Source organism: Microcoleus sp. S13C4 (assembly GCF_036700865.1).
GTDB lineage: Bacteria > Cyanobacteriota > Cyanobacteriia > Cyanobacteriales > Microcoleaceae > Microcoleus.
In genome coordinates, this window is record NZ_JAUBPS010000179.1 from 1 (window position 1) to 1,017 (window position 1,017).

Sequence of the window (1,017 nt, forward strand, 5' to 3'; positions counted from 1 at the left end):
GCCGGATGCAATGAAAGTCGCACGTCCGGATCTAACTGAGAGGTGCGGAGGATAATACCTCCCATCGACTCAACCTGGAGATCCGTCCGTAGAGATTCAATATTTTAGAAAGGTCAAAGTCTTTGGGAAGCCAGCGTTCGGTTTGGACACCTGCGTCAGAGAGTGTCTGCACGATCGACTCCATAGCTGCTCGAATTTCAGAAGCAACGGGAACTTCGGCCCATTCAGCGCTCCAAGCGATTTTGAGATGCTGCAAAGGCTTGCCAGAGGGTCGATCGAGCGGAACCGGCGGGACATCAGGGCGCCGCAGATCCGCGCCTGCAATTAACGAAAAACATAGCCGGATGTCTTCGATCGATCGAGCAAAACACCCAACGGTCATCATTTGCCGAATAGACAGTGGCATTCCCGGCACTTCAGGAATCTGCCCTGCTGTAGAAATACGGCGATCAGTCGGCTTTAAACCATATATGCCGCAGAAATGAGCAGGCTGACGCACCGAACCCCCGAAATCGTTGCCCAAATCCAACGGTGAAAGTCCGGCGGCGACAGCAGCGGCACTGCCCCCGGAACTGCCACCAGGTGTGTAGTCAAGATGCCAAGGATTATTCACCCGTGGAAACAGAGAATTTGTGCTTTGATAATCGGCAGCCAGTTCCGCCATGTTGGTTTTTCCCATGATGACAGCACCTGCTGCCCGCAATCTCGCAACAGCAGTTGCATCCTGTTGAGGCACATAATATTTGAGGGGAATATAGCCTGCTGTGGTGCGGAGTCCGGCTGTTTCAAAAATGTCTTTAATCGTGATGGGAACCCCATGTAAAGCACCCCAGTTTTCTCCTCTGGCTAGGGCTTCATCGGCAAGTCTAGCTCTAGTACGAGCATTGTCTTCATCCAGGGTACAAATGGCGTTTAATTGCGAGTTGTGCTTGGCGATTTGAGTAATACCATTTTTTTAAAGATGTGATAGACTTGTGTAAAAAGTAAAGGAGAGAATTACAATGTCTGGTCGTCCTC

Annotated in this window: 1 protein-coding gene; it reads right to left on the reverse strand. The window is 50.7% G+C overall.

Going from position 1 to position 1,017, the window contains the following annotated elements; translation table 11 throughout:
- Positions 1-31: 31 nt before the first annotated feature.
- Entirely contained in the window at positions 32-946 is a 915-nt protein-coding gene (locus QT996_RS28535) for an amidase (RefSeq protein WP_333050866.1), read from the reverse strand.
- Between the last annotated feature and the right edge of the window lie 71 nt (positions 947-1,017).